The 21,424-nt window shown below is 69.1% G+C and carries 16 protein-coding genes, 2 tRNA genes and 2 pseudogenes; 13 read left to right on the top strand and 7 right to left on the bottom strand.

The features are described 5' to 3' along the window. Positions 1 to 82: 82 nt before the first annotated feature. The 5 genes and pseudogenes from gyrA (at position 83) to K8Z49_RS30185 (ending at position 5,616) form a co-directional block, all read left to right on the top strand. Positions 83 to 2,587 carry a DNA gyrase subunit A gene (gene gyrA, locus K8Z49_RS30205; RefSeq protein ID WP_021592703.1) on the top strand — a complete coding sequence of 835 codons (2,505 nt, stop codon included), beginning with the start codon at positions 83 to 85 and terminating at the stop codon, positions 2,585 to 2,587. Positions 2,588 to 3,325: 738 nt separating this feature from the next. Beyond that, a pseudogene (locus K8Z49_RS30200) lies at positions 3,326 to 3,697 on the top strand (DUF3566 domain-containing protein); the annotation flags it as partial. 90 nt (positions 3,698 to 3,787) lie between these two features. Further along, a tRNA-Ile gene (locus K8Z49_RS30195) sits at positions 3,788 to 3,864 on the top strand. A 204-nt stretch (positions 3,865 to 4,068) separates the two neighbouring features. Next, positions 4,069 to 4,806, top strand: a complete 738-nt coding sequence (locus tag K8Z49_RS30190) for a maleylpyruvate isomerase family mycothiol-dependent enzyme (RefSeq protein ID WP_412515810.1) — start codon at positions 4,069 to 4,071, stop codon at positions 4,804 to 4,806. 522 nt (positions 4,807 to 5,328) lie between these two features. After that, complete coding sequence (locus tag K8Z49_RS30185) at positions 5,329 to 5,616, top strand: hypothetical protein (RefSeq protein WP_412521336.1); 288 nt, start codon at positions 5,329 to 5,331, stop codon at positions 5,614 to 5,616. A gap of 259 nt (positions 5,617 to 5,875) precedes the next feature. Here K8Z49_RS30185 and K8Z49_RS30180 read toward each other — a convergent pair. Then, positions 5,876 to 6,250 (bottom strand): annotated as a pseudogene (locus tag K8Z49_RS30180) (hypothetical protein); the annotation flags it as partial. A 3-nt stretch (positions 6,251 to 6,253) separates the two neighbouring features. Between K8Z49_RS30180 and K8Z49_RS30175 the strand changes: the two are divergent. Continuing rightward, entirely contained in the window at positions 6,254 to 6,646 is a 393-nt protein-coding gene (locus K8Z49_RS30175; RefSeq protein ID WP_412515809.1) for a VOC family protein, read from the top strand. Between the two features lie 2,028 nt (positions 6,647 to 8,674). Here the strand turns inward: K8Z49_RS30175 and K8Z49_RS30170 are convergent. Then, positions 8,675 to 9,031, bottom strand: coding sequence for a hypothetical protein (locus tag K8Z49_RS30170; protein ID WP_024934668.1), 357 nt, complete (start codon positions 9,029 to 9,031; stop codon positions 8,675 to 8,677). A 2,431-nt stretch (positions 9,032 to 11,462) separates the two neighbouring features. Between K8Z49_RS30170 and K8Z49_RS30165 the strand changes: the two genes are divergently transcribed. Continuing rightward, a complete protein-coding gene (locus tag K8Z49_RS30165; RefSeq protein WP_021592714.1) occupies positions 11,463 to 12,185 on the top strand; it encodes a bleomycin resistance protein in 723 nt (240 codons plus the stop codon). Positions 12,186 to 12,688: 503 nt separating this feature from the next. On the opposite strand, the gene K8Z49_RS30160 is transcribed toward K8Z49_RS30165, so the two are convergent. Continuing rightward, positions 12,689 to 13,039 carry a VOC family protein gene (locus K8Z49_RS30160; RefSeq protein WP_021592715.1) on the bottom strand — a complete coding sequence of 117 codons (351 nt, stop codon included), beginning with the start codon at positions 13,037 to 13,039 and terminating at the stop codon, positions 12,689 to 12,691. Positions 13,040 to 13,760: 721 nt separating this feature from the next. On the opposite strand from K8Z49_RS30160, the gene K8Z49_RS30155 reads away from it, so the two are divergent. The 3 genes from K8Z49_RS30155 to K8Z49_RS30145 are packed head-to-tail and all read left to right on the top strand — an operon-like array spanning position 13,761 to position 15,800. Beyond that, positions 13,761 to 13,994, top strand: coding sequence for a hypothetical protein (locus K8Z49_RS30155; RefSeq protein ID WP_021592717.1), 234 nt, complete (start codon positions 13,761 to 13,763; stop codon positions 13,992 to 13,994). Continuing rightward, positions 13,951 to 14,859 (top strand): AraC family transcriptional regulator, encoded by a 909-nt coding sequence (locus tag K8Z49_RS30150; protein ID WP_412515808.1) that lies wholly within the window; start codon positions 13,951 to 13,953, stop codon positions 14,857 to 14,859. The genes K8Z49_RS30155 and K8Z49_RS30150 overlap by 44 nt, the downstream gene beginning before the upstream one ends. A gap of 26 nt (positions 14,860 to 14,885) precedes the next feature. Then, positions 14,886 to 15,800, top strand: coding sequence for a DMT family transporter (locus K8Z49_RS30145; RefSeq protein ID WP_111832740.1), 915 nt, complete (start codon positions 14,886 to 14,888; stop codon positions 15,798 to 15,800). Positions 15,801 to 16,078: 278 nt separating this feature from the next. Here K8Z49_RS30145 and K8Z49_RS30140 read toward each other — a convergent pair whose 3' ends face one another. The 3 genes from K8Z49_RS30140 to K8Z49_RS30130 form a co-directional block, all read right to left on the bottom strand. Continuing rightward, positions 16,079 to 17,872 (bottom strand): M64 family metallopeptidase, encoded by a 1,794-nt coding sequence (locus K8Z49_RS30140; protein ID WP_412515807.1) that lies wholly within the window; start codon positions 17,870 to 17,872, stop codon positions 16,079 to 16,081. A gap of 122 nt (positions 17,873 to 17,994) precedes the next feature. Then, on the bottom strand, positions 17,995 to 18,786 hold the full coding sequence (locus K8Z49_RS30135; protein ID WP_021592721.1) for an SDR family NAD(P)-dependent oxidoreductase: 792 nt from the start codon (positions 18,784 to 18,786) through the stop codon (positions 17,995 to 17,997). 17 nt (positions 18,787 to 18,803) lie between these two features. Continuing rightward, positions 18,804 to 19,013, bottom strand: coding sequence for a hypothetical protein (locus K8Z49_RS30130; protein ID WP_021592722.1), 210 nt, complete (start codon positions 19,011 to 19,013; stop codon positions 18,804 to 18,806). Positions 19,014 to 19,231: 218 nt separating this feature from the next. Between K8Z49_RS30130 and K8Z49_RS30125 the strand changes: the two genes are divergently transcribed. The 3 genes from K8Z49_RS30125 (at position 19,232) to K8Z49_RS30115 (ending at position 20,176) form a co-directional block, all read left to right on the top strand. Beyond that, a complete protein-coding gene (locus K8Z49_RS30125; protein ID WP_021592723.1) occupies positions 19,232 to 19,351 on the top strand; it encodes a DLW-39 family protein in 120 nt (39 codons plus the stop codon). A gap of 22 nt (positions 19,352 to 19,373) precedes the next feature. Beyond that, entirely contained in the window at positions 19,374 to 20,087 is a 714-nt protein-coding gene (locus K8Z49_RS30120; protein WP_220126809.1) for an HAD-IA family hydrolase, read from the top strand. A gap of 16 nt (positions 20,088 to 20,103) precedes the next feature. After that, positions 20,104 to 20,176, top strand: a tRNA-Ala gene (locus K8Z49_RS30115). An 18-nt stretch (positions 20,177 to 20,194) separates the two neighbouring features. Here the strand turns inward: K8Z49_RS30115 and K8Z49_RS30110 are convergent. Further along, entirely contained in the window at positions 20,195 to 20,362 is a 168-nt protein-coding gene (locus K8Z49_RS30110; protein ID WP_412515806.1) for a hypothetical protein, read from the bottom strand. Positions 20,363 to 21,424: the final 1,062 nt, after the last annotated feature.

Genomic DNA, 21,424 nt, shown 5'->3' with positions numbered 1-21,424 from the left:
ACCCGTCTGGGCCGGGCTCCCAGCGGCCTGACTCCCGCAGGCGGAAGTACTTCGTTCCCACCGAGCAGAAGAGGTCTTGAGAGTGACGGACGTGACCGCAGAGGGCGGACACCCGGGCGAGCGCATCGAACCGGTCGACATCCAGGTCGAGATGCAGAAGAGCTATCTCGACTACGCGATGTCGGTCATCGTCGCGCGCGCGCTGCCAGAGGTGCGTGACGGCCTCAAACCCGTGCACCGCCGCGTCCTGTACGCGATGTACGACGGCGGCTACCGTCCCGACCGCGGCTACTTCAAGTGCGCCCGCGTCGTCGGCGACGTCATGGGGAACTACCACCCGCACGGCGACTCCGCCATCTACGACGCGCTCGTCCGGCTCGCGCAGCACTGGTCGATGCGGTACCCGCTGGTCGACCCCAACGGCAACTTCGGCTCGCGCGGCAACGACCCCGCCGCGGCCATGCGGTACACCGAGTGCCGCATGGCGCCGCTGGCGATGGAGCTGCTGCGCGACATCGACAAGGAGACCGTCGACTTCTCCCCCAACTACGACGGCCGCTCGCAGGAGCCGGACGTCCTGCCGTCCCGGTACCCGAACCTGCTGGTCAACGGGTCCGCCGGCATCGCGGTGGGGATGGCGACGAACATCCCGCCGCACAACCTGCGCGAGGTCGTCGACGGCGTCCGCTGGTACCTGGACAACTACGGCGCATCCGACGAGGAGCTGCTCGAAGCGCTGATCGAGCGGGTCAAGGGCCCCGACTTCCCGACCGCCGGCCTCATCGTCGGCCGCAAGGGCATCGAGGAGGCCTACCGCACCGGCCGCGGCTCGATCACCATGCGCGCCGTCGTCGAGGTCGAGGAGATCCAGGGCCGCACCTGCCTCGTCGTCACCGAACTGCCGTACCAGGTCAACCCGGACAACCTCGCCCTCAAGATCGCCGACGGGGTGAAGGACGGCAAGCTCGACGGCATCGCCGACGTCCGCGACGAGACCTCCGGCCGGACGGGGCAGCGCCTCGTCATCGTCCTCAAGCGGGACGCCGTCGCCAAGGTCGTCCTGAACAACCTGTACAAGCACACCCAGCTGCAGGAGACGTTCGGCGCGAACATGCTCGCGCTGGTCGACGGCGTGCCGCGCACCCTGCGCATCGACCAGTTCGTCCGGCACTGGGTCGCGCACCAGATCGACGTCATCGTCCGCCGCACCCGGTTCCTGCTCCGCAAGGCCGAGGAGCGCGCCCACATCCTGCGCGCCCTGCTGAAGGCCCTCGACCGGATCGACGAGGTCATCGCGCTGATCCGGCGCTCCCCGTCGGCGTCCGAGGCGCAGCAGGGCCTGATGTCGCTGCTGGAGATCGACGAGATCCAGGCGCAGGCCATCCTCGACATGCAGCTGCGCAAGCTCGCCGCCCTGGAGCGCCAGCAGATCACCGACGAGTACGACAAGCTCATGGCGGAGATCGCCGACTACAACGACATCCTCGGCTCGCCCGAGCGGCAGCGGCGGATCGTCGGCGACGAGCTCGCCCCCATCGTCGAGAAGTACGGCGACGAGCGGCGCACCGAGATCATCCCGTTCGACGGGGACGTGTCGTACGAGGACCTCATCGCCGAAGAGGACGTCGTCGTCACGATCACCCGCGGCGGCTACGCCAAGCGCACCAAGACCGACCTGTACCGGGCGCAGCGGCGCGGCGGCAAGGGCGTCCGCGGCGCGCAGCTGAAGCAGGACGACATCGTCGACCAGTTCTTCGTCACCACGACGCACCACTGGATCCTGTTCTTCACCAACAAGGGCCGCGTCTACCGGGCCAAGGCGTACGAACTGCCCGACGCCGGACGCGACTCGCGCGGCCAGCACGTCGCGAACCTGCTGGCCTTCCAGCCGGACGAGCACATCGCCCAGGTCATGGACCTGCGCGACTACGAGGTCGCCCCCTACCTCGTCCTCGGCACGAAGAAGGGCCGCGTCAAGAAGACCGCCCTGCGCGACTTCGACTCGCCCCGCACCGGCGGCATCATCGCGATCAACCTGGTCGACGACGACGAGGTGATCGCGGCGCGGCTCGTCTCGTCCGACGACAACCTGCTCATGGTCTCCACCGGCGCCCAGGCGATCCGGTTCCGCGCCGACGACGAGTCGCTGCGGCCGATGGGGCGCGCCACGTCCGGCGTGATCGGCATGCGGTTCGAGGAGGACCAGGAGGTCCTCAACATGCTGGTCGTGACCGACACCTCGGACGACGTCCTGGTGGCCACCGAAGGCGGCTACGCCAAGCGCACCCGCGTGGACCAATACCCCCTCCAAGGGCGTGGGGGTAAGGGGGTCCTCACCGCTAAGATCGTGGAATCGCGGGGCATGTTGGTAGGGGCCTTGATGGTGGGCCCGGACGACGAGGTGTTCGCGATGACGTCGAACGGTGGCGTGATCAGGACGACCGCCGCCGAGATCAAGCAGTCCGGCAGGCAGACCATGGGCGTCCGCCTGATGAACCTCGCGGACGGGGACAGCGTGGTGGCCATCGCGAGGAACGTAGAGTCCATGGAGGACTCGGACGACGCGGAAGGGACCGACGGTGAGTGACGCATCCTGCATCGTCACCGAGCCGCTAGGCCAGGAGGACACGTGAGCACCGAGCCCGGCAACGACCAGGACGGGCCCGGCACGGGCAAGAAGGACGAGGCACCCGCCAAGCAGGCCGCCTCGAAGCGGAAGCCGTCCGCCGGCAAGCCCGCGGCCGCCAAGCCGGGCGGGTCCGAACCGGGGGCGAAACCCTCCGGCGGCAAACCGGCCGCGAAGCCGGGCCGGACGGTCGCCGCCGCGTCCGCCAAGTCCAGCAGGGACGAGACGACCGTCGACATCGAGTCCGACAAGTCCGGTTCGGGGGCCGAGGAGACCAGGACCGATCTCGCCCACCTCGGTGACGAACCGGACACGCCGGAGATCGCCCCGGTCAAGGACACCGCGGAACCGCCCAAGGACGGCAAGCCGAAGGCCGAGTCCACACCCTCCTCACCGGCCCCGCCTGCCACCGGCAAGCCGGCCGCGAGTCCCGCGGCCTCCACACCGGCGGCGTCCGCCTCCGGCCCGGCGGGCTGGGCCAAACCCGCCGAGCCGTCCGGATCGGTCTCGACAGGACGTACGGACAAGCCCGCCAAGCCGTTCAAATCGGCGGGCGCCGACTCGGGCAACGCGTCCTCGGGCTCGAACTCCGGCGGCGGCCTCCGCGGCTTCGCCGGCACCGTCCTGAAGGACCGGCCGTCCACCTCCGTCGCCCCGGCGAACAGCGCGGCCGCGAAGGCCGCCAACGGCAAGCCCGCCCGCAAGGCCCAGCTCCAGCTCTCCCGCCTGGAGCCCTGGTCGGTGATGAAGTTCAGCTTCGTCATGTCGCTGGTCTGCTTCGTCGTCCTACTCGTCGCCGTCATCGTCCTGTACGCGATCCTGTCCGGCCTCGGCGTCTTCGACGCCATCAGCGACACGATCAACAGCCTCACCAAGGAGCAGGGCGAGACCAGCAGCAGCGTCGACGCCGGCAACTGGTTCTCCTTCTTCCGCGTCTTCGGCTACACCGTCCTCGTCGGCGCCCTGAACGTCCTGCTCATCACCGCCCTCTCCACGGTCGGCTCCGTCATCTACAACCTCGCCGCCGACCTCGTCGGCGGCGTCGAGGTCACCCTCAAGGAGGCCGAGTAACCCCCACCCGCCGCCGCCCCGAAACGATTTCCGGTTGTCCGCCCAGATGGGGTAACCTCTCGTTGCGCCGCCAGGGCGGCGGCACACTCCGGGCCTATAGCTCAGTCGGTTAGAGCGCATCCCTGATAAGGATGAGGCCGGTGGTTCAAGTCCACCTAGGCCCACCAGCCCAACGCAGGTCAGAGACCGGTTCCGCGTAGATCGGAACCGGTCTTTTGATCGTCTGGCACTCCCACGGCACTCGGACTCCGAGCCCCCACGGGGCACGACCCGATCCCCCGAGACCCCCGACCGTCCCTGACCCTGTTCCTCAAGGACCCGGCGAGGCCCGACGGCGCCTCCGACACCCCCGACAGGTCGACTATGAGTGCATGGCTCCAGATCTGGAATCGGGCTTTGAACCTGCTGTGCTCCTTGACCGGATCACCACCGCGACCGAGCACCTGATCACCACCACTGACGGCCTCAGCGACGATGACATGCGCCTCCCGTCCCTACTGCCGGGCTGGATACGAGGCCACGTACTGACCCATCTGGCCCGCAACGCCGAAGGCGGCACGCGGCTGCTGAACTGGGCACGGACAGGAGAGCCCGCGCAGGAATACCCGAGCCTGACGGCGCGGGCAGCCCAGATCGAAGCGGGCGCCGACCGAAGCACCACCGAACTGATCGCAGACGTTCGCGCCAGCGCCGACCAATTCGCGGCCGAGTACTCGCTGATGCCCGCCGAGGCCTGGCGACATATGGTCCAGTGGACTGCCGGGCAACGGCATCCCGCCGCCAGGATCGCCGACGCACGACTCTGCGAAGTGCTCGTCCACCACGTCGATCTACAGGTCGGCTTCACACCTGACGACTGGCCCGCCGACTTCGTCGCCTACGAACTCGACGTCGTCACCACAGCCCTCAACCGCCGCGAGAATGCGCCCCCCATGCGGCTCCACGCCACCAACACCGACGTTCGGTATGACATATCCGCCGGCAACGACACACCCATGATTCGAGGTCGCCAAGCATCCCTGCTCGCCTGGCTCATGGGACGCTCAGCGGGCACCGACCTCACCCTCGACAACGGCAAGGTCCTGCCCACCCCGCCGTTCCTCTACTGACACCCCAGCCAAGATCAACCGAAACTGCAATGCCAGTCTGAACAACTCCAACGAGCTCCCTTCAGACCTACCGTGCGGGCGCCTGCTCAGAGCGGCGGCCACTCATCACTTTCACGCGGAACGGACAGCGGAACACCGTCCCGAGCGGCGCTCATTCATCCATCTGCCGGACGAGCCGGCGTCGATCGGCTAGCGCCGCCCGCGGAAGTGTGGACTCACCACAGAGCCCAGCCGGCAGCGCTCCGGCGGGGACGGCAGGGAGCCCGGTCGGCCAACCCTGGAGGTGGTCGGTTGGCGCACATTCCGCGGCCGTGTCAGTGGCCGTGGTGGACCTGCAGAGCGATCAACATCGCCGTCCAGGTCACCACCGTGATCGTGATCGAGGTGGCTAGGACGGCCATCTGACCCGGAGGCCCGCAAGTGACTTGCGAACCCCCGACCGTCGGAGTGGGTCGCACCTGTCGTCACGGGCGCCACGAACGCAGGGACGCCTACTTCATCCTCCTGCGCTGGGTCGACTTGGTGACCAAGCGGGCCGACTATGAGGCGCGGGACGACCAGGACAAGCTCCGACAGTTCGACGAACAATGGCCCTGGGGCAAGCGCATCGACTGGACGATAGACGTGCTGATCGGGGTCCAGGCGTTCGGAAGTGGACGTGTGTGGCAACTGTGCGAGGACTGGAACGTCGCCTTCGGCGCCGGGCTCCACGACGCCGCCGCCGAACTCCGCGAACAACTCCGGGCAGTAGTCCGAGACGAGCTCCAGGGCATCGACCCACAACGCGAGTTCGGCCGGAACCGACGCTAGCCCGGTCTCTGACTCCGCTGGGGTGGGGCCTGCGGTCAGGCCGTGTCCAAGCGGGACCGGAGTCGGGGCGGAGCGCCAGGGCCACGTCGGCAAGGGCGGCTCGGAGGCGTTCGTTCTCGGCCTTGGGAGTGTCCAACTCGGAGGTGTCCAGGCCTCGTTGATCTGAGGTCCGCAGATCTTGTTGAGGGCGGCGAGGGGGCTCGTCGGCGTTGGGGAGGGTGTGGAGGTACTGATCGGTCGTGGCCATCGAGGCATGGCCCAGGCGTTCTTGGACGACCCGGAGGTCTGCACCGCTGGCCAGGAGCCAGGAGCCAGGAAGCGTGGGCGTGACGCAAGTGGTGCGGGTGACGTGGCACAGCCCGGCGGTCTTGCTGGCCGGGTTCCAGATCTGCTTGCGGAACCAGTCGGCCGGGATGTGGCCGTCGGACTGCCGTACGCCCGGCGAGCGCGGGCTGTCCCTGCCTGTGGCTCGACGCTGGGCGCGGTAGAGGTGGTAGGCCTCCTTGCAGTACTCGCAGCGGCACTTCCAGTGGTGCAGGCGGTGAGCGAGCCACGCTGGCTCAATAGACGTCGGTCGGGCCGGGGGCGTGCCGCTGCGTGAGCCGTGAGCCTCGGCGGGCGCCGCTACTCTCATGCAGTGCGACTGACACTGATCACGATCGTTGTGGACGACTACGACCAAGCCATCGAGTTCTTCACCACCGTATTAGGATTCGACCTGGTCGAGGACTCGCCATCACTGACCAACGACGGCCGTCCGAAACGCTGGGTCGTCGTCCGGCCGCCGGGCACCGAGACCGGCATCCTGCTGGCCCGTGCGGACGGTGAGCGTCAAGCCGGTGCCGTCGGGAACCAGGTGGCCGGTCGTGTCGGGTTCTTTCTCCAAACGGACGATTTCGATGCCGCCTATGAACGCATGACGGCCGCCGGAGTCAACTTCGTCACCGCGCCACGCACAGAGGCCTACGGGCAAGTCGCCGTGTTCCTCGACATAGCCGGCAACCGATGGGACCTGCTCGGCCCCGCTTGATGAACAACCGACACGCAACTGCGGAGCGTCCCCGCGCCGCCCGGCGCTGGCCACCAGCGACAACGGCTCTTGCCCTTGCTCATAGGCCGGATGGTGTTTGGTCGATCACCCGCACCGAAACCATCAGCGCTTGATCGTTCGGCTCCCGGGTCACCTCTCCGGGCGCCTCGGCTTGCACAGCCCCTCTTCCCGGCGCTGGCGGCGTGCTGGTGCGTCCGCACAACGGTGGAGTCCACCTTCACCTCGCAGGTGATCAACCCGCCATATCCGCCGGCGTCTGCAGACGGACGCATCACCGGCCCATTCACGCGAGAGCCGACGGGGCCGCTGCGCAGGGCTCCAGGTTCGACAGGCCGTCCGATGTGCGGCGACGTGGGTCCAGGGCGCCGTGCCGGCGGGCGCCCGCCGCGTTGGCCGCCCCCTTGCGGTGATCCGAAGTTCTGTGCAGTTGTTCCTTCTCGGGTTGAGCTTGATCTAGGAGTATCACTGCATGTGGTGGATGGTGATTCTCGGCTTTGTCGCTCTGTTGCTCTTGTTCGGGGCAATTTACGACCGACGTCTCCGCAAGCGGGGGCATCGGTTCCGAGACGGTGCGGCGATGATGTCCGAAGCACGCGAAAACCGTCGTGACATGCGGGCGTGGGACAGGGGCTCCCAGGGGCACAGCGGGACGGACTTGTCATGGACGGCCGAAGGGCGCCGTCGCGGCAAGAACCGCTGATTCACGGGCCGGGCAGCGGGTGTGGGGCACGGAGAGCCGGCGCACCGGCCAAGACATGATCGAGCTGAGCGCATCCTTGACTTGGGGCAACTCCCGATGCGCGGCTCGCGTATCGCGTCGCGCATCCACAGGCTTCTTCGCCGATGCGGCGTTCGGGCTGCATTTCGTAGCCTGCTGACCAGGTCGGTCATCGTCTGCGGCGAGGCCGCACGCGCACGCTTTGCCGTCCTGGAAGGGCGCCGTCGGCGGTACGGGCACCGGAGAGCACCGCGAAGTCTCGCCCAGCTGCGCCACAAGGCAAGGTGCTGGCCATGCGACCGGGCCACCGGCCCGAATCTGCCGCGCCGAGACGCTAGTGCGCTTCGCGGCCGGGCGGGGGCGCGGCAGTGAAGGAGGCGCTCCGGGGGCTCTGCGGGCGCCTTCACAAGGGCGGCGAGCGCAGGAGGGCGCCGCCCGCTGAGGCCGGCGCATGAGTCAATCAGGCTGGCCGCCGTGCGTGGACCGGCCCCCCAACGAGGCCGGTGGGCGACAACGACGTCCCCGCCGTCGGCTGCCTGGCGGAGGTGGCCGAATGCGCCCCGATGAAGCCGGCCGTGCGGCCGTGGTCGCCGTGCCGCCGGTCCTGCTCAGCGGCCTTTCATGATCCCGGCTTCGGGTGGACGCCGGGGATTACGACGGGTCGCGGATTACGACGGGCGGTCGGCCGTTGCGTGCTGTCGGCCCATCGGGGCCCGCCTGCACGGAATGCAGTCGTCGGCCAGGTGGGTACTTTCGTCCGATCCTCGTTGATCTTGCGGCGGCGGCTTTCAAGGCTTGCTCGGATCCGGTCGAGTAGCGGGACTCGGTGCGTCGTAGAGGCGTGGGCCCCCGTGGTGGGTGCAGAGCGTTCGGCATCTGTGTGGTTAGCGGGCGCACAGGTCGGGCCAGGCCTTGTCAGGCCGTTGGTCCGCTCGTAGGACGGAATGAGAGGTGCGAGATCACCTGATCCGGGGTTGTCTGGGCCACCACAACGAATAGCCGGGGGTGTTCAGCGCGCTGACATGTTCGATGGCGCGGGGGGCGTTCCCGAGGTTGGGAGACCGTTGCTCCCTGGCCATCGAGATGACCACTCGAACGCTGCGGAAGTCGAGGAGGCTCCGGGTCAGCCTCACCGCGTCCCATCAGGCAGGAAGGGCATTCGGCGTCTCCACGCCCTCGGGAGTGTCATGCGTTCGGACGCCCACAGAGGGCGCCTTGTGTGGACAGATCACAGAGGGTTATCCATAGGAGCGGGGGGTTTCTCCACAGGTTGTGGATAACTCGAATCGTCAGGCCGGAGGCTCGGTGTGAAAGTCGTGGATGACTTCGATGCGGCCGACGATGTGCTCGTTGAACTCCTGAAGTTCCTCCGCGGGCACCCACAGTTCCAGGATGGTTCGGCCGCCGACCTGGCGGACCGGATAGCGAGCGGCGAAGGCGGCGTCCACCTCGAATCGTGTCACGTAACCGGAGCCGTGGGCGGGCACGTTCCAGTCGCGTGCGATCTTGATCGCGTACTCCTCGTTGAGGACGGGGTAAAAGATCGGCTGATCCGGAAGGCGCGGCGGCCACGACCGCCAGTCCGAGGCGCGCAGGAGTTCCAATTCGGTCGGGCCGACCGGACGCCAGAGGGTGCGGGTGGGCATCCGCAAAGTCTGCCCGGGACGGGCGTCCCAGAGCCAGGGCATTTGCCGGCGGTTCTCGGCTCCGAAAGCAGGTCGACGACGGTGGCGGAAGGGGGGCTCACGGTTCGGGCATCGAGCAGATTCTGCGGGGCCGCTCGCCGTCTGCCACCTGACCTCCTTGCCGTTCGTCCGCGCGCAGAGCCTGGTCGCCGGCGGCAGACGCAGTGTAGGAGGCGAGCTGAGCGACCCTGGGCAGGTAACCGGCCCGCGCAGCCCTGTCTCAGACGGGTTGTGCCGTGAGGCGGACGAGAGATGTGGCGTGACATCCAGCCGCGGCCGGAGCATCCCATGGGTTGTCTGCGCGGATCGGTCAGCGCCTAGCGCGACGGACGGAACGGCAATCGTCCTTGGGCGTCGGTGTGGAAACTGCGGGCGCGGGCCGTCTGGGGACGGCGGTGGGACGCCCGCGCCGCACGTAAGAGGGCCCTGCGGTCGGCGGTGTGCGGGCCGGGGACAACCCGCCCGTCCCGCGGGCCGCCCGCCGCGGGGGATCACCCGCGGTGTCTCGCCCGGTGACTCGGGCGCGCCCGAGCTGGCGCTAACCGACCCAGCCCCACGTGTTGTCGCTCGCGGCCCGGATCGATGGTGTCTCCGAGCGTGCGGGGCGACCCGATGGGTCAGAGGCCCTGGGCGGCGCCTCTTGCGTCGTTCTCGTGCACGTTGAGGGGCCGGCCAACATCAAGACCCCGGAACGTCCGGCAGGGGAACGATTGCGTGGCGTGCGTAGGTGCATGCGGCCGACTGTGGCGGGGTTGCGCCTCGCGCACGAACGGCTGCGGGCGACAGATGAGCGGATCCAGCGTCCTCGGGAGGTCGGTGGACGGGCACGGCCAAGACCTCCCCGCCCTCGACCTGATCCGCTTGGGCTGCGCCCCCGCCGCGCCACGGGTCGGTGCGGGCTTGGCCTCGTCCGAACTTGTCGGCAATGCGCGCCGGCGACCTGATGACGCGGGCTCGTCCTGGTCGACAGACTCCCGGCTGCCGCAGCACCGCCGCCTTGCGGCGACCTAGACCTCACTCCTGGCGGCGCCCCCGACCTCCCACCCCACCAGGTTGTGCAGGCACGGCAAGGTTCGGCGACCCACCCGTGCACCCCGCTGGGCGGGCGGAGTGTCGAGGGAGAGCATGGTGATCACGGCGGTGTGTACGCAGCGTCGGGTGAGCCGCAGTTGGCTCGGTGGTGGTGCTGGCTGCGCTGAGCACGTGATCACATGTTGTTCCTGGTGGGCGCAGGGCAGGTGGGCAGCTGGTGCGGGGCGGCTGGGAGTGCGGCGAGATGTGGTGGGCGGGCGGTCTAGAAAGCGTCCTCGACGGCCTGGCGGCGATGTTCTCGCTGAAGCCCATGGCCGCCCTGTCCACAGCCTGTGGATAACTCGCGACGGAGGCGACCAGGCGGAGGATGGCCCCGAGGGGGCGGACATTCCCACGCCTCCGCTCCGCCCGTGATCGCTGTAACCGTTGATCGCTGCCGCGCTGGTCGCGCGATCACGCTCACATCATCCTTCACCTCCCCGGTTCGTGCGCCCTGGAACGACGCGTTCACTCCCGTCTAGGTGGCGGACGGCCTCGTGGCGTGCTGGACGGCATCGCCCATTCGTGGTGACGAACACCTCGCGTCGGGAAGGGACGATCCGGACGTCCGGCCGGACTTGGCGGTGAGTTGGCGGCGCGGCAACTCACAGATGGGCGTCACACGCTGAACAGGTTGGGACGGCGCGCCGGGGGCCATGACGGGCTGCGGAATAGTGCGTCTGCCTGTGGATTCGCGCCCACCGCAAAGCAACCCCGCCACAGTCGGCCGCATGCCCTTACACAAGCCGCGAATCGTTCCCCTGTCGGACGCTCTGGGGTGTCTCGATGCTGGTCGGCCTCAACGTGCACGAGGACGACGCAGAAGGCACCCGGCCACGGGCCAGAAGCCCCTCGGGGCATGACGGGCTCATCGAAGTCGACAGCATGCTTCCGACCTGGCCAGCCGGTCTCAGAGTCGCCCAGACCCGGATACGTACTCAGCGGCGGGGCTGGAACCGAGCAGCGCCTGGGGCGGGACAGGGCAGGTGAACGGGGCGGATGCCGGTCCGGGGGCGGCGGGGGTGGAGGGGGGCAGGCTGAGGCCGGTGACGAACTTCGCCAGTCCGAAGGCGGGGGCGCGTGGCGGCCCGTGGTGGAAGAACCGCCGCCTCCTCCGAATCGTGACGATCGCGAGTACCCAGGGCCCTGTTCAGTCAGATACGCGCATCCGTTGCCAGCGGCGGCGCCGGCTCTCGCGCGGCGGGATCGCTCAGCGCGCCTTGGCGAGCACGCGCCTGCGCCACGCCGTGCGGACGCCGCCGAGCGCGAGGTGCGTCTAATCAAACTTGACTACATACCTAAAGCTGCCTACGCTCCGGGGATGGCTGAGAAGGCGATCCCGATTTATCCGTGCCGTTCCATCGAGGCGACCTGGGAGTTCTACCGGGCGCTCGGCTTCGAGCAGACCACCTGGCAGCTTCGTCCGAACCCGTGCGTGGCGGTTCGCCGCGGTGACATCGAGCTGCAGTTCTTCGGCTGGAAGAAGCACGAGCCGGCGGCGTCCATGAACATGTGCTACGTCACCACAACGGACGTCGACGCACTGTACGAGGCGTTCCGGGGCGGGTTGCGGCAGGCACTCGGCCGGATTCCCACGCGCGGGCTTCCCCGGCTGAGTGCCGTGCGGGACATGTCGTACGGCGTCCGGCAGTTCCTGATCAGCGACCCGGACGGCCTCCAGCTCCGCGTCGGCCAGCCCATCTCGGACGACCAGCGCTACGCGCCGGTCCCGAAAGAACCGGTCGCCAAGGCCCTCCACATGGCCGCGCTACTGGGCGACTCGAAGGGAGATCATCGGGCCGCCACCAAGATCCTTGATCACCTGCTGGCCTCTGCCGAGCCGCTGACGCCGGCCGAACGCCTGAAGGCCCTCGTCCTGCGCGCGGACGCGGCCGTCCAACTGGAGGACTGGTCGCGCGCACGCGCACTCGTGGCGCAGGCCCGCGCGGTAGATCTCCCCGATCCATCGGGCCTGATGGACGACCTCAACCGCCTGGCCGACCTGGAAGGCGCGTCGGAGCAGGCAGGCGAATCAGCCGAGTGAGGCGGGGGCGGAGCGGCCGAAACCACAGGCCTCGCGCCGGGCATCCGAGGCGACGCCAACCGTGCCTCCGTTGGGGACGCGGCTGGGGATTGCTGTGGGCAACGCTGTCCACCGACCCGGTGAGGTTGTGGAGGGAATCCGCCCACAGGCTGTGAACGGGTTGTGGGGCGCACCGCTCAGGAGTGGCCTAGTCGCAGGTCAGAGGCTTTTCCACGACGTGGATAACCTGGCCCCCGGTTGGGGGTGAGCTGGGGAAGAATGGTGGACGCGGAGTCGGGCCGTCGTACCCAGGTTGTGCACGAGAGTTATCCACAGGTTGTGGATTCTGTGGACGCATGCGGCGCCCTCGGCATGATGGACACAACGGCGCCCGATGTCTCGTCAGCACCGTGGAAACCCCGGCTGTTCTGGGGATCTGCTTGTGGACGCGACCTCTGGATCGCCTAGTCCGACGAGGAAGGAGGTGTGTGCGAAGGTTGTCCACAGCCTGTGGATTACGCGCCCTACAGGTCCTTCGCCAGCGGATGCTGCGGCTGATAGATCGGCAACTCCGCCCCGCTCGGCAGTTCGATCGCCGCGAGCAGTCCCCACCCCTGCTCGCTGATGGGCGCGGCCACCTTGACACCCTTGTCGGCGAGCTCGTCCAGCGTGGCCCGGATGTCGTCGCACATGAGGCAGAACTCGTGGCGCGGCGGCCCTTCGACGGGGTGCACGGCGACTTCCGCCGGCGGCAGCTTGAAGATCAGCCACCCGTGACCCGCATCGACCCCCGGAAATTCCAGGACGTTCCGGATGAACGCGCGATCCGCCTCGGCATCGTTGCTGTAGAGAATGACATGCGCACCATTGATCACGATTTCTCCCTTCAGCCACCCGCGATCCTTCCTTACCCACCCCCGTCGTCAGCCCACGTCGCCCGCACTCGTGCTGCGGTTCTTCGCGGTCGACGCGACCGTGGTCAACGTCGCCCTCGATCGACGCCGACCGCGAGCGCGAGCGCGAACGCGAGCGCGAACGCGAACGCGAACGCGAACGCGAGCGCGAGCGCGAACACGAGCGCGAACACGCTGCGGGTGTGCTCGGTCAGATCCCCGGTCGAGGCCGCCCCCAGCCGCGTCCGGTGGTCCGGCAGAGACAGCGGCTGATAGCGCGGCGTGGGGGCGGAGTCGGCGACGAGGTCGCCGGGTCGCGAGGTGCTCGCTGCACGCGGATCGCATAGACGACCCGGCCCGCCGCCATCCCGGAGCGCGGCGCCTGGGTGGGCGCAGTCCTGTGCGATGCGCAGGGGGCGGCGTCGAGGGGTGATGGCGGCGGGCCAAGGCGGTCCGCAAGCCGACGGTGCCGTAGATGTACATGGGGGCGTTGATCGGTTTGGCTCGGAGCGAAGGATGAGAGGGCAGGTGTTGTCTGTTGGTTTGTGTATGACGCGCTTGATTCGGCTCTGCGGCGGAAGGCCGGAGGGGGCGAAACCGTCGACGGGGCCGCGGGTTTCGTGGGTTCGAGGCCGGGTCGAGCGGGAGATGAAAGGCGCCCTCACCTGCGAACACCAGTTCGAATGCGTGCTACGCTCCCGCCATGGGGCAGTTGCTGAACGAGCCGGTTCGCACGGAGCACGACAGGGCGGGGCGGCTCACCGCGTACGAGTGGCGAGGGGCGCGCTACGCGGTGGACGAGGTGCTGAAGACCTACGGGACGGCCCAGGAGGGCAGGGTCTACCGGATGCGGGTCACCGGCGCGGAAGGCGTGGCCGTCGTGGAGTTGGGCCGTGACGAGGACCGCTGGCGGCTTCGGCACGTCTTCTCCGCGTGACACCGGTCCGCGGCGGAGCGACCGGACGCTGTGGACGCGGGTCGGCGGCATTCAGGGGGCACCGCTCGACCTGCTGACGGCCCGAATCGGACGCCGGCACTACGCGCTGCACGCCCACGACGAGTACGCCATCGGCGTGACCGTCGACGGCCTGGAAACAATGCGGTACCGGGGCGAGAAGGTCTACTCGGGGGCCGGCAGCCTCGTGGTGGTCGAGCCCGGCGAGGCGCACACCGGTGGCCCGGCGCATCCCGAAGGGTTCGCCTACCTCTGCCTTTATCCCGGAGCCGACCTGCTGGGGGCGGCGACGACCGCCGGGGCCGAGGCGGCGCCGCACTTCCGGGAACCGATCATCGACGATCCGCGGCTCGGTGAGGCCCTCCGGCTGGCCCACCGTGCGCTGAGGGCCGGGGAAGACCCGCTCGAAGGCGAGTCGCGGCTGCTCGGGATGCTCGGCGCCCTGGTCCGGCGGCACGCGACGTCGCGTCCCAAGGCGCCTCCCGGCCACCGCAGGGTCGAAGCGGCACGCATCGCGCAGGTCGTGGCGGCACGGCTCTCCGACGAGATGATCGCCCCACCGACCCTCGCCGAGGTCGCCGCCGACCTGGACCTCTCGCGCTACCAGCTGCTGCGCGCCTTCCGGGACGCGACGGGCATGCCGCCGTACGCATGGCTCGCCCAGCATCGGGTGGCTCGCGCGCGGACGCTGCTGGACGCGGGGCACAGACCGGCCGACGCGGCGACGCTCGTCGGGTTCGCCGACCAGGCGCATCTCACCCGCTGGTTCCGACGCGTGGTGGGCGTCACACCGGGCATTTACCGCAACTCCGTTCAAGACAGCATGTCCCGGCGCCCCGCATCCTGAACGTCCGAGCGGGATCGGAGGTCGGGTTGAGTCGCCGTGGCTGGGTGCTGTTCGCGCTGATGAGCGTGCTGTGGGGCATCCCATATCTGTTGATCAAGGTGGCGGTCGAGAGCGTCTCGGTCCCCACGGTGGTGTTCGCGCGGACGGCGCTCGGCGCGCTCGTCCTGCTGCCGCTGGTGATCAGGTCGGGGCAGCTCGACGTGGTCCGCCGGCACTGGCTTCCGCTGCTGGCGTTCACCGCGGTGGAGATCCTCGGCCCGTGGGCGCTGGTGTCGGACGCGGAGAACCGGCTGACCAGCTCCATGACCGGCCTGCTGATCGCCGCCGTCCCGATCATCGGTGTGGTGCTCGCGCGGCTCACCGGCGACGCGGAGCGGCTGGGGCCGGTGCGCTGGGCCGGGCTGCTGGTCGGGCTGGCCGGCGTCGGCGTGCTGGCGGGGCCGCATCTCGGCGGCGGCAGCGCCTGGGCGATCGGCGAGGTCATGCTGGTCGCGCTCGGGTACTCGATCGCCCCGATGATCGCCACCCGGCGGCTGCACGAGCTCCCGAGCCTGCACATGGCCGCGTTCTCGCTGGCGATCGCCGCGCTCGTCTACTCCGGCCCGGCGATCGCGACGCGGCCGGAGACCATGCCGAGCGGACGCGTCGTGGCGGCGCTGATCGCGCTCGGCCTGGTGTGCACGGCGCTGGCGTTCATCGTCTTCTTCGAGCTGATCCGGGAGGTCGGCACGTCCCGGGGCATGGTGTTCACCTACGTGAACCCGGCCGTCGCGGTGGCCGCCGGGGTCGTTTTCCTCGGCGAGCCCCTCACCGGGACGATCATCGCGTCCTTCATGCTGATCCTCGGCGGCTCCATCTTCGCGACGGCCCGACGCTCCCCAACCGCCCCACCCCCGCTACGCGACGACACCCCCACCCCTGAACCAGCCACCGGCCGATAACCCCCGCCCCGGAACGGGAACAGGGCCGCGGGCGGGCCTGGCTGGGTGGGGGCAGTGTGGCGAAGCGGCACCCGGCTGCCAGGGGACCCCTGTACCGGCCGGGGGGCTGTGCTGGCGTACGGCGGCTGCTTCTTGGGGATGGTCGGGCGGTCCTGCCAGTGGGTGTCGGAGTCCAGGCGCCGCCGTGCTCGACTACTGCGGCGAGGTGGGGGCGGGCGCGGAGTCGGGCGTCCTCGATCGGATTCGAGGTGCTTGGGGGACGACGTACGCGTGGGGGGTCAGCGGAGTGTGGCGATGAACTTGCCGGGGTTGGCCGTGTTGCCGGCCGGGTCGATCGCGCGGTACTCGATGGTGTGCCGGCCCTTGCCCAGCTTGCCGTAGGTCAGGCTGTCGATGACCGTGCCGTTCTCGGTGAAGAGCCAGGGGGCGGAAGAGTCGGTCGGCCAGCCGAAGTAGTTGAACCAGCCGTCACCGTCCACGCGGAACTCGGAGACGACGACACCTGCGCGGTCGTCCGAACCGGTGAGCCGCATGGTGAAGGGGCCGTCGAAGACGTACTCGGGCGTGCGTCCAGGGCGAACCGTGCTCTGGGCCGCTTTGGACAGCTCGTAGGTCACCGTCGGCTTCTGCGCGTCGATCGTCCAGGTGAGGCTCTTGGTTCCGGTGCGTGCGACCAGCGTGTGGGTGCCCTTGGCCAGGCGGAACCGTCCGAGATCGACGTCCCGGTCACCGCCGCGCACAGGTCGCCCATCGAGCTCCCAGCGCACCTTCGGCACGCTCTGGTCAGGGTGGGTGGTTTCCACATACACGACGGACTCGCCTCCAACGGGCTTGTCGATCGGCGTGGACGAACTGAAGTCGACGGGCACGGTGGTGGGCGGCGTGCTCAGGCGAGTATCGACCGTCCAAGTACGAACCTGGGTGAGAGCCGCCGACGACCTGATGTCCGGGTCCCGGACGAAATTGGTCGGGTCGGTGACCGTGACTCTGACCGTGTGCGTGCCCTTCTTAAGGTGCAGCTTCGACAGATCGAGGTTCGCACCCCGCGCCACCTTCTTACCGTCGACCGTCCAGGAAACGGACAGTTTGTGGCCGGACGGGTGCATCGTCTCCACCCAGAGAACACGGTCGTCGCCGACAGGGGCGTCCGTCGGCGTGTGCGCCTGGACCAGATTCACCTTGGCTGACACCCGTTGGGTCATCCGTTCACGCGCGACCTGGTCGAAGTAATAGCCGAGCGATTTCATCATCGAGTGCTGGCTCGGCCTCCACACGCCCTTACTGGAGTAGAGCCCGCCCTCGTACCGTCCGATGGTGTCGCCGGCCTCGCTCCGTTCACCGAGCCACCGCCACCATTTCGCCTTCTGCGCCTTCATCTCGCGCTCTGTCAGCAGCGTGTGGTGGATGGATTCGGGCTCAGGACCGCTGTACGTCCCGCCGGGCACGCCCCGTTGGTAGTAGTCGTACTCGTCGTCCAGCCCGCCCAGAGAATGGCCGAGTTCGTGCGGAGCGATGAGAGCGGACATCGCGTTCCCGCCGGACGCCGTCGCATACGCCCCACCTGCACCGCCGTAGGTGTCGCTGTTGGCAAGCCCGAGAATCTGCCGGTTCTGCGTTGTCGTTCCCTGGACGAGGTCCGCGTACGTCTTGGCCGCGTTGTCGTCCATGACGAGGAGGCGCTGAATGCCGTCGTCCCGGCAGCCGCTCCAGAACGCCATGCTCAGCGGAGTGTTCCGGCGCGGCGAGGACAGTGCCGGGTCGCAGCTCACGCCCGACTCGCCAGAGGGGATCTCGACCGCGTACACGTTGATGTAGCTGCGATACGACTTGAACGGCTCGATCGTCCACAGGTCGTTCAGGTGCTCGGCGAGGTGGGTGCGGAACTTCGGCATGTCCGCCGCCGTGTAGCCGTCCCCCAGCACCACCAGGTTGAACCGCTTGGCGGGATCACCGGTGACCTGGACCGGGACCACCTGCGCGTCCGCCGGATCGGCCGCCCGTGCGGGAGCCGCCGCCATCGACAGGACGGCCGCGGCCGCCGTCCCGATCACGATCGTCCTGCCCGTCCACATGCGCAGACCCTCCTCGCGCGGAGGCGCACGCGGCGGGCGGGATGCGGCCCGGCGCTGCGCCGGCTCGGCCCGCTGATCAAGCGGGCACGCCCGGATTATCGCCGGAAGATCCGGATTTGTCGCTACCGCTTGTCGCGCTGCCCGTTCGCGAGGTCCCGCGCGACCCGGTGCCCGCCCGCACGCCGCTGCACCGCCGCGGACAGGACGGGCGCGACCCCGCCGATCCGGGCGCCGAGCCGCAGCCCCAGCGGCGCCACATCGATCTCCGCGATGTTCCGCTCGATGGCCCGGACGGTAGCCCGCGCCACGTCCCGGGGCGTGCGCGTCCCGATGCCCTTGGGCAGGGTCACGCCCGCCTCGGCGAACATCCCGGCGTCCCGGATGAACCCGGGGAAGACGGTCGAAACGCCGATGCCGTGCGGACGCAGATCCTCCCGCAGCGCCAGCGCGAATCCCCGCATCCCGAACTTCGTCGCGTTGTACAACGACGCGTTCCCGGACGCCGCCTTGCCGGACAGCGACGACACGAACACCAGATGCCCGCGGCCACGATCGGCCATTTGGTCGGCCGCGAGTTTCGCCATCACGACGGGCGCCCGCAGGTTCACGTCCAGTACCCGGTCGATCTGAGCGATCGAGTACTCCGCCAGCAGCCCGGACGCGGGCAGCGCCGCGTTCGCCACCAGTACGTCCACGCGCCCGGCCTCGTCCAGCAGCCCCTCGGCCGCGGCACGATCGGCCAGGTCGGCGACGATCGCGCGGGCGCCGAGCCGTTCCGCGAGCGGCTCCAGGACGTCCGCCCGGCGGCCCGTCAGGACGAGCCGGCCACCGCGATCGGCCAGCGCTTTCGCCAGGGCCTGGCCGATACCGCCGGTCGCGCCGGTCACCAGGACGTTCGCTCCGCGCAGATCCATGCCGCGATGATGGCGGATCACATCCCGATGCGCCACAGCAGCAGGATCACCGACGACAGCACCAATCCCGCGACGCCGAGGACCACCTCACCCAGCGCGATCATGGCGGCGCACCCCGTCGCGGTCGCGCCCGCGGCGAGCACCAGCCCGCGGCCTCCCGTCGCCCGCTCGTCCGGCACACCCATGTCGAACTCGCGTTCCCAACGCCGGAAGTCATCCTCTGCCATCGGCACTCCCGAAGGTCGTCACCACGGATTATGCGACCGTCCGGGCGTCCCGGCGAGATGGCGAAAACGTGACAACTTCTTTGGACGTCCGGTCCGATGACGGCGAGTGGGTGATGATCGCCCGGCATCGGTTGCTAGGCTGCGGAGAGCCGGGGGAAGCAGACATCGTTCCGCATTTCCCGGGTTTGACTTGATAGTCGAGGTGAAGGGGTCCCACCGTGAAGAAGCTGCTCGTCCTCGCCGTTGTCGCACTCGGTGGCTTCGCTGTCTGGCGCAAGCTCCAGCAGGACCGCGCCGAGCTGGACCTGTGGACCGAGGCCACGTCGTCCGACAACTGATCCGCCGGCGACCGGCCCCGGCGTGAGCGAAGCAGAGCCGATCACCGTCGCCTGCCTCGATCTCGCCGGGACCACCGTCGCGGACGGCGACACGGTCGAATCCGCCTTCGCCGAGGCGATCGCCACCCTGGGGATCGTCTCCGGCACGGCGGCCTACGACCGTGCCCTCGCCCACTTCCGCGACGCCCGCGGCGGCTCGAAGATCGCCATCTTCCGCGCGCTCTTCGACGAACCCCGCGCCCAGGCCGCGAACCTGGCGTTCGAGCGTTCCTACGACCAGCTCGTCGACCGGCACGGCCTCAAACCCGTACCCGGCGCCGATGAGGCCCTGCGACGCATCCGCGGCGCCGGCGTGCGCGTGTGCCTGCTCACCGGCTTCGGCCGCAGCACCCAGGCCCGCATCCTCGACGCCCTGGACTGGTGGGACCGCGTCGACCTGACGCTCTGCCCCGCCGACGTCCCCCGCGGCCGCCCGTGGCCCGACCTCGTCCTGACCGCGGCCCTCCGCCTCGGCGTGGACGACGTCCGCCACATCGCCGTCTGCGGCGACACCGCCAACGACATGCTCACCGGCCGCCGCTCCGGCGCGTCCATCGTCGCGGGCGTCCTCACCGGCGCCCACGACCACGACCGCCTCCTCGACGCTGGCGCCACCCACGTCCTCCCCAGCGTCGCGTCCCTCCCCGACCTCATCCTCCCCACCACCGATTCCACGACCGCCGACCACCCCGGGTAGGCTTGTCCCGCCGCAAGGGGCCTTAGCTCAGTTGGTAGAGCACCGGCTTTGCAAGCCGGGTGTCAGGGGTTCGAATCCCCTAGGCTCCACCCACCAAGAAGCCCAGGTCAGAAGTGAAGTTCCGGCCTGGGCTCTCGTCTTTCACGAATCTTCTTTCGCTTCCGTGCCCGTCGCGTGCCCGAACGCCTTCGGCCCTTGGGTTCGGCCTTGGCCATCGCGCTCAGGCTGCCCGCGATCTCGCGGTGCCGTTCGTCCGTCGCGCGCAGGTAGATCATCGCCGCGTGGTGGCTGGCGGCCCATGCGTTCCTCGAGCTCAGGAAGCGTTGCCCTTGCGATCGCGGCGGGGGTGTTCCCCGTGTGCCGCAGGCCATGAAGGGCACACATCTTCGAACCAGGCGGCGAGGTCGTTCGTTCAGCGGGGCGCTGGACCTTTCCCCTGACCCCGGCGCCCTGGCTGCGCGGGGCACGGGGACGACGGCAGCGGAAAGCTCAGGCGGGGCGCGGGGTGCGGGTAGCCCGTTCCGAGCCCGTTGTCCGTTGCAGGCTGGATCTCAAGGTGATCAAGGGACCCACGGTCGTTTGCGGGGCGATGTGACGAGGTGGTCAGGTCAGGAGACTTGCAGGTCAGGCGCGGATCAAGCGCTCATCACGGTGGTATCGCTCAAGGTGAGCGTGAACGTTGGGCCTGGCAGTGTCGGCATCCAACCGTTGAGCAGCGCTGAGTGGATCGCCCTCGAAACCGTCCGGGGCAGGACCACGCCGGATGGCAGGCTCACCCAGTTGCTGGGATGCGCACATGGCAGCGAGACGACGAGCAGCGCGCCGGGTGACTCTGCGGCTTCCACAGCAAAGGTCAGCGGGGACCAGCCCAGCCCCTGGCAGTAGGTCGGGCGGCCGCGCACTTTCCACCGATACTCGGCCCCGTCGACGACGATGCGCCGGCATCCCCTTCTAGCGAGAGTCACAGGCCCTCCGTCATTTTGTAGCCGCTCCGAGCAGCCTACGCAGGTCTGGGGGCGAATCCCCTAGGGCCCACCTGCGGAAACGCCCCCATCCGACTCCGGATGGGGGCGTTCGGGACATTACGCCAGCGGGACGAGTGTGCCACTGGCGAGACCGCCGTCATTCTCCCTGCCGTCGCTGCCCGCTCCGCTCTCATCCTTTCGTCGAGCGCAGCGGGGGATCGCCTGCGGCTCGGCTCGGACGTCGAGTGGTGGTCGGTCATCGCTGCCCGACGCTTTCTGCTCCAATCGGTCCGTGAGGTCGCGCAGGCTTCCCCGCAGTGCGGCGTTTTGCCGGTGTGCCGCAGGTCGTGGAGTGCAGGTTCGGACGCGCGA

It is taken from the genome of Actinomadura madurae, assembly GCF_047130825.1.
GTDB lineage: Bacteria > Actinomycetota > Actinomycetes > Streptosporangiales > Streptosporangiaceae > Spirillospora > Spirillospora madurae.
The sequence above is the reverse complement of the archived record's forward strand: the minus strand, read 5'-3'. Positions and strand labels throughout refer to the sequence as shown.